Below are 5,691 nucleotides of genomic sequence, written 5' to 3'. Positions count from 1 at the left end.
CGCCAAAGGCCGAGGCCAGGTGCACCCCGCTGTTCTCCAGCAGTCGCCCGCCAAAGGCCAGCCGCTCGGCGGAATCGTGGTTGCCGCTGATCAGATAGACCGGGATGTGCCGCTGGCAGAGGGTGGTCAAAAACCGGTCCAGCAGGGCCACCGCCCCTAGGCTGGGCACGCCCTTGTCATACACATCCCCCGCAACCAGCACCGCGTCTACGCCCTCGCTCGCGGCGATGTCCAGAAGCTGATCCAGGATATGGCGCTGATCCTCCCAAAGGTCCAGTTCGCACAGCCGCCTGCCGAGGTGCAGGTCGGAACAATGCAAAAAGCGCATGGCACGTCCCCCTTTTATGTTCCTCCAGGTCTGCTTTTTCCCTGGCACGAAGCGCACCGGGCAAACGCCCGGCGGCCTCGCGCCGCAAAAAGCATTCCGCGCTCCATTGTACCACACACCGCCCCGGCGCGGGGCAGGAAGTTTTTGCTGGGTACCCCGCGGCGCGGCTGTACTTTATCGCCGCACCTCATACACGGGGTACTCCCGGTCAAACCGGTAGCCCAGGCGTTCCGCCAGCGCCGCCGAAGCCGCGTTCTGTGCGTCCCAGCTGGGGTAGAGCCCGCATTTCAGGCATTCCAGCATCAGGGCGGCACCGCAGGCGCGGGCGAGGCCTTTGCGCCGGTGGTCGGGGTGGGTGTCGATCTCGATCTCAATGCCACCCCTGTATACGGTATAGCTGGAAGCGCCCGCCACCAGCCGGCCCTGCCGCAGCACGGCAACCCCCAGGCCCCGGCGGCGGTAATCCTTAAAATCCGCAAACTGGCTGCACAGATCCCCGGCTCCCCACTCCGAAGCAAGGGCCTGCCGGTATTCCTCTTCCCCCAGGGGCCGCCGCTCGTACCCCGGCGGCAGGGCGGCCGCAAAACGGGCCAGGGCCGCCGGGTCAAACCCTTCAGCCGTTTTGTGGAAGGCATAGCGGGCGCGCCGGCGCGCCTTTTGCCCCCACGCTGCCTCAATGGCTGCCGCCCATCCCTCGTTTCGGGGCACCAGAATGGCAAACCGCCGCCCCCCACCGGGCTGGCAGCCCGCCAGCTCCGCATCGGGTTCTCCCGCCAAAAAGCAGAAATCCGCCACCTGTAAAAGCGCCGCCCGCGGCGGTTTGCCCGCAGGGGTGAACGCCCGGCCCATGCTGCCGTCCAGGCAGGACCAGATCATGGTCTCCTGCCAGCCCGCAAAAAGCGGCGCCAGCAGTCCCATGTCCCTCCACTCGATGATCTTCATCCTGCCTTTTCTACTCCTTCTGCGCGGCTTCGATCAGTGCCACCGCCGTTTCCAGGCCGTTTTCCGCCCTGATGTCAACGGCCAGCTTCACCGCTTTTGCGCGCAGAGCTTCGTAATTGGCGTCCAGCTCCCGCAGGGCGGCCGCAATTGCCTCCACGCTCAATTTTGCCGCGGGCACCGGCTTTGTGCCCACGCCCAGTCTGTACAGATCCTGTGCAAACCCCATCTGATCCAGCACATGGGGCACCGGCACGCTGGGGACTCCGCAGGCCATCGCCATGGCCGCGGTCCCGAACCCACAGTGGTGAATGACCGCGCGGCAGCGCGGGAACAAAGCGCTGTGCGGCACCGCCCCCACCCTCAGCATCGTGGGGGGCAGCGGGTAATTTCCAAGTGTTTTGTTGAACCCCTGAATGAGCGCGCGGTGGCCCGTCTGCTCCAGCGCCCGCACGAACAGCTCCAGCTTATCCCGCTCCTCACCTGTCTCGAACGCCATCGCCCCCAGCGCCAGAAGGACCGGCGGCTCCCCAACGCTCAAAAAGCTTTGCAGCTCTTCGGGCAGCTGCGCTTCGGGGGCCTCTCGGTACCAATAACCCACAAGCTTGTTTTTGTCGCTCCAGTCCGGGCTGCCCGTGGCTACATGCCGGCTGATGGGGATCAGGGTCACGCTTCCGCTCATCACCTGATCCATAGATTTCAATTTGGGCAGGCCGTACTTCACCCGCACCTTATTATAAGGCCGCACCATCTGCGGGTCGATCACAGCAGAGGCAATTTTGTCCTTCAGCCGTTTTTTCCTCTTTACCTGGGGGATCATTTGGGTTTGCAGTATCACGTTCACGGTTTTAATGCCCAGCACCTCCGCCTCGGTGGCTCCCATCAGGCTGTGGGACACGATCACCAGATCCCTGCCCTGGCATTGCTCCAGAATCTGCCCGGAAGCGCCCTCGATCATCTTAAAGACAAACTGCATGGTCTTCAGCATGCTGAGTGCTGGGTTCTTCGCCTGGCCGCGGATTCGCGACGCCTCGTACTCCATGTCCACCTCGGGCCCCACCGGCACAAACGCCGTCCCGCTTTCCTCCACAAGCTCTTTCCAGCAGGGGTGGGTGCCAATCGTCACCCGGTGGCCGTGCTCTTTGAGAGCCTGGGCCAGAAAAATATAAGGCTGCACGTCGCCTCTTGTGCCCATGGTAAAAATAATGGCGTCCATCTGCTCACTCCTTCAAGGTCTCCCGCGGCGCACTGCGCCCGCTCTTTTGCCTTAAAGTGTATTCTATCACACCCATGTGAACTTTTCCATTGTCCATTTTTCAGGTGGCGCAGCCGGCCCGCCTGTGCTACAATAAAAACCACGGGCAGCCGCCCGGGAAAAGAGGCGAAGAATATGAAAAGGCTCTGGCGCGGCGCCATGCAGACGTTCCCCAACGGGGGGCAGCAGGCCGAAATGTGCGCCCCGGCCTTCGCCGCCCTCCCCTGATCGGAGAGATTCCATGGAATTAGAAACAAAACGCCTGACCCTTATCCCCCTCACCGCCCGTCGGCTGGAACTGTGGCTCACTGATCTGCCCGCCCTGGAGCAGGAGCTGGGCCTTCGCTACGAGGGGGAGCCCCTCACCGGACCTCTGCGCTCCATTTTCGCAGGGCAGACCGCTCTCTGCCGCGCCCACCCGGAGCAGCTTTTGTGGCACACCTTTTGGCTGCTGGCGCACCGGCGCAAGCGCCTGGTGGTGGGCGCGGCGGATTTCAAGGCCCCGCCGTGCGCGCAGGGCAGGGTGGAGCTGGGCTATGGCCTCGGCCCCGCCCATCGCGGGCAGGGCTACATGACCGAGGCCGTGGCCGCCATGACCCTTTGGGCCCTCAGCCAGCCCGGCGTCCGCGCTGTAACCGCCGAAACCGGGCCCGGCAACACCGCCTCGCAGCGCGTGCTCACCCGGTGCGGCTTTACTCTTTGCTGCCGGGGCAGTTCCCTCTGGTGGGAAAAGCGGGCGCAGCCGTAAACTCTCAATCAAAAAAGCCGGGCCCGGCGCGCAGTTCCCCTTTTTGGGGGCGGCGCGCCGGGCTCCGGCTTTTGGTTCAGTTGATGATATAAAAGCCCCAGCTGGGCAGCCACTTGATGCTTGCGGCCCAGGCTTCGGGCACCGTTGCCCCGGTCGCGGCCGGCCAAAGCCACACAAACGCCGCAGCCGCCAGCGCCACCAGCGCCAGCGCCGTGCGGCGGGCGGCCTTGGGGCACCGCCGCCGCCAATCGCCCAGCACCAGGGCCAGCGCCGCCACCGTGAACCACAGGCTCGGGAAATAGTGGTACAAAAAGGTGCAGCGCGCCACCAGCACCCAGGGCAGCAGCTGGGTGAAAAAGAGAACGGTCACGGCGCCGCCCGCGCCGCTGCCGCGGCCCGAAAGCTGCCGCCACAGCAGCGCCGCCAGTCCGGCAATGCCCGCCCACCACACAATGGGGTTTCCAAGGCCCGCAATGCTGGCATACATGCCCTCGGGCAGGCCGCTGCCCATATAATACCACACCGGCCGCAGGTCAAAGGGCCAGGTGTACCAGCGCGACTCAAAGGGGTGGGTGGCCACCAGCTGGCTGTGGTAGTTGTACATGGATTCCTGGCACCGCCACCACTCTGCCAGGCCAAAGCCCCCTTCGCGCCACCAATAGGGGAAATAGCTGCCGATATACACCGCCAGCGGCACCAGCACAAAGAACACCGCGCCCCCCACAAGGGCCGCCGCAAGCTCCTTTGCAAATCCCGGCTGCCGCTGCCGCCAGCGCTGCCACAGCACCGCAAAATACAGCACCGCCAGCCCCGCGCCGGCGTAGATGCCGGTCCACTTGCTGGCCGCGCCCAGGCCGAATGCCAGGCCGCACAGCGCCATGGGCAAAATGCTTTTCAGCACGCCCCTTTGCAGCACGCTCTGGCAGTACCACACCATAAAATAAGCCGCCAGAAGGATAAAAAAGGTCCCGTACACATCGATCGTGGCAATGCGGCTCTGCGCCAGGCGCATCAGGTCCAGCGCCGCCAGCAGCGCCGCAAAACCGGCGGCTTTTGGGCTGCGGCTTAGCCTGCGCACCAAAAGGTACAGCACCGGCACCATGGCAATGCCAAACAAAACGCCGCTCACCCGCCAGCCAAACCCGGTCATACCGAAGACCGCTATCCCCAGCATGATGAACACCTTGCCCAGGGGCGGGTGGGTTGTTTCATAAACGCTCATGCCGTGCAGGTGCTCATAGGCGGTGCGGCCGTGATAAATCTCGTCAAAATACATGCTGTTGCGGTAGCTGATAGAAATTGGGGTCAGGGCCTGTTCGTCAAACAGCGCGCCGCCGCCTTCCACCTTCGCCGCACCTTGCGCCGCCGTGCGGAACGAAAGCTCCATCACCTGGGCGTTATCCACCCGCACCGTGTACCGCCCCGGCGCAAGATCCTGCGCCGCCAGCTCCCGCCACTGGAAGGTGGAGCCGTACCCCAGCTCCAGCCAGCCCAGCTCCCGGCCCGTTTCATCCAGCAGGGTCAGGCCGCCGCCCCAGCTCACCCCCTGATAGACCCACAGCTTCTCGGCGGGCTCGGTCAAAACCACCGTGGTATCCACCGTGGCGCCCGCGGCGTCCAGCGGGTTCTGGGGGGCTTTCGTGTCGCCCAGATCCCACAGCGAAAAAGCCGCCACCACCAAGGTGAGCGCTCCTAAAAACAGCCCCTCGGCCCGCCTCCAGCGCGGCTGCGCGGCAGGCGCGGCGGGCGGCACGGCCTTTGGCAGGGTGTACGCCCGCACCTCTTTGCCCGCCGTGATGGCCGCCGCTGCCCAGGCAAGCACCGCGAATCCCGCCAGGGTGAGCAGGCTCACGATGCGGGTCATCAGCACCGCGGCGGCACTGGTAAGGAACTGGTCGTCGGTGCCCGCGCTGGTCAGCACCATGGCAAGGTTCAGCAGCGAACCGGCCGACAGCAGGCAGAACGCCCCCAAAAGCCTCCGGTCTCCCCAGCGCGCCGCGGCCGCCAGCACCAGCAGGATCGCCGGGATCAGGTACCGCTCGTGCATGCGGTGGGCCAGGCAGAACACCGCCGCCCCATAAAAAGCTGCCAGCAGCAGCGGGCAGAACCGGCCGTTTTTCGCCCCGCGCCAGGCCAGCCAGAGCAGCGCCAGCGTGGCGGCCGCAATGCCGATCGTCCCCAGGGCCTGCCAGCTCACAAGGCCCAGCCATCGGCTCTCCTGCGGCTGCCAGTTGCCGCCCAGCAGGGTGAGCAGGTTAAACCCGTTCAGGCTGGCATAGGGGTAGCTGTTCACCGTACCGGTGTATTTTTCCAACAACCAGCCGGCCGGCTGTTGCGCCCCGCGGAAAGGCAGGCTGCACAGCCACACCACCGCCACGGAAATCCCGGCTCCCAGCGCCGTGCGCCCCAAAACGCGCAGCG

At 65.2% G+C, this 5,691-nt stretch carries 5 protein-coding genes; 1 reads left to right on the top strand and 4 read right to left on the bottom strand.

Going from position 1 to position 5,691, the window contains the following annotated elements; all coding sequences use genetic code 11:
- The 3 genes from ACMLHZ_RS01370 to ACMLHZ_RS01360 all read right to left on the bottom strand — a co-directional run.
- Window positions 1-328, bottom strand: a 328-nt coding sequence (locus ACMLHZ_RS01370; RefSeq protein ID WP_418666022.1) for a metallophosphoesterase family protein, incomplete at its 3' end; no start/stop codon positions are given.
- A 174-nt stretch (window positions 329-502) separates the two neighbouring features.
- Window positions 503-1,270 (bottom strand): GNAT family N-acetyltransferase, encoded by a 768-nt coding sequence (locus ACMLHZ_RS01365; protein WP_418666021.1) that lies wholly within the window; start codon window positions 1,268-1,270, stop codon window positions 503-505.
- Between the two features lie 10 nt (window positions 1,271-1,280).
- Window positions 1,281-2,483 carry a glycosyltransferase gene (locus ACMLHZ_RS01360; RefSeq protein ID WP_418666020.1) on the bottom strand — a complete coding sequence of 401 codons (1,203 nt, stop codon included), beginning with the start codon at window positions 2,481-2,483 and terminating at the stop codon, window positions 1,281-1,283.
- Window positions 2,484-2,763: 280 nt separating this feature from the next.
- Here ACMLHZ_RS01360 and ACMLHZ_RS01355 point away from each other — a divergent pair, with 280 nt between their 5' ends.
- Complete coding sequence (locus ACMLHZ_RS01355; protein WP_418666019.1) at window positions 2,764-3,270, top strand: GNAT family N-acetyltransferase; 507 nt, start codon at window positions 2,764-2,766, stop codon at window positions 3,268-3,270.
- Between the two features lie 76 nt (window positions 3,271-3,346).
- Here ACMLHZ_RS01355 and ACMLHZ_RS01350 read toward each other — a convergent pair.
- Window positions 3,347-5,691: phospholipid carrier-dependent glycosyltransferase (locus tag ACMLHZ_RS01350; RefSeq protein ID WP_418666018.1), on the bottom strand; the 2,345-nt coding region annotated here is incomplete at its 5' end.

This window comes from Allofournierella sp. (assembly GCF_048388525.1).
Lineage (GTDB): Bacteria > Bacillota > Clostridia > Oscillospirales > Ruminococcaceae > BQOK01.
Note: the sequence above shows the minus strand (reverse complement) of the source record. Positions and strands in the feature narration are given on the sequence as shown.

Coding starts and splice junctions, on each gene's coding strand:
- ACMLHZ_RS01355 (WP_418666019.1), top strand. CDS start 2,764: ATGGAATTAGAAACAAAACGCCTGACCCTTATCCCCCTCACCGCCCGT.
- ACMLHZ_RS01360 (WP_418666020.1), bottom strand. CDS start 2,483: ATGGACGCCATTATTTTTACCATGGGCACAAGAGGCGACGTGCAGCCT.
- ACMLHZ_RS01365 (WP_418666021.1), bottom strand. CDS start 1,270: ATGAAGATCATCGAGTGGAGGGACATGGGACTGCTGGCGCCGCTTTTT.